The organism is Ligilactobacillus agilis DSM 20509 (assembly GCF_001436215.1).
Lineage (GTDB): Bacteria > Bacillota > Bacilli > Lactobacillales > Lactobacillaceae > Ligilactobacillus > Ligilactobacillus agilis.
In genome coordinates this window covers 1-419 of record NZ_AYYP01000023.1, presented here as the reverse complement: position 1 = coordinate 419, position 419 = coordinate 1, and the positions used below count along the sequence as shown (strand labels likewise).

5 tRNA genes are annotated in these 419 nt (G+C 52.7%); all 5 read left to right on the top strand.

What is annotated here, in order from left to right:
* The first annotated feature begins 3 nt into the window (after positions 1–3).
* The 5 genes from FC14_RS03750 (at position 4) to FC14_RS03730 (ending at position 417) form a co-directional block, all read left to right on the top strand.
* A tRNA-Thr gene (locus FC14_RS03750) sits at positions 4–76 on the top strand.
* 3 nt (positions 77–79) lie between these two features.
* Positions 80–151 (top strand) — tRNA-Gly (locus FC14_RS03745).
* A 10-nt stretch (positions 152–161) separates the two neighbouring features.
* Positions 162–247: transfer RNA gene (locus FC14_RS03740), tRNA-Leu, on the top strand.
* 17 nt (positions 248–264) lie between these two features.
* Positions 265–338 (top strand) — tRNA-Arg (locus FC14_RS03735).
* Between the two features lie 5 nt (positions 339–343).
* Positions 344–417 (top strand) — tRNA-Pro (locus tag FC14_RS03730).
* The last annotated feature ends 2 nt before the right edge of the window (positions 418–419 follow it).

Genomic DNA, 419 nt, shown 5'->3' with positions numbered 1-419 from the left:
TATGCCGACTTAGCTCAGTTGGTAGAGCATCTGATTTGTAATCAGAGGGTCGGGCGTTCGAATCGTCTAGTCGGCATATGCGGAAGTAGTTCAGTGGTAGAACATCACCTTGCCAAGGTGGGGGTCGCGGGTTCGAATCCCGTCTTCCGCTCTTACATTATGCCGGGGTGGCGGAACTGGCAGACGCACAGGACTTAAAATCCTGCGGTGAGTGATCACCGTACCGGTTCGATTCCGGTCCTCGGCATTTTGTTTTTTATATATGCACCCATAGCGCAACTGGATAGAGTGTCTGACTACGAATCAGAAGGTTGCAGGTTCGACTCCTGCTGGGTGCATTCATCGGGAAGTAGCTCAGCTTGGTAGAGCACCTGGTTTGGGACCAGGGGGTCGCAGGTTCGAATCCTGTCTTCCCGATA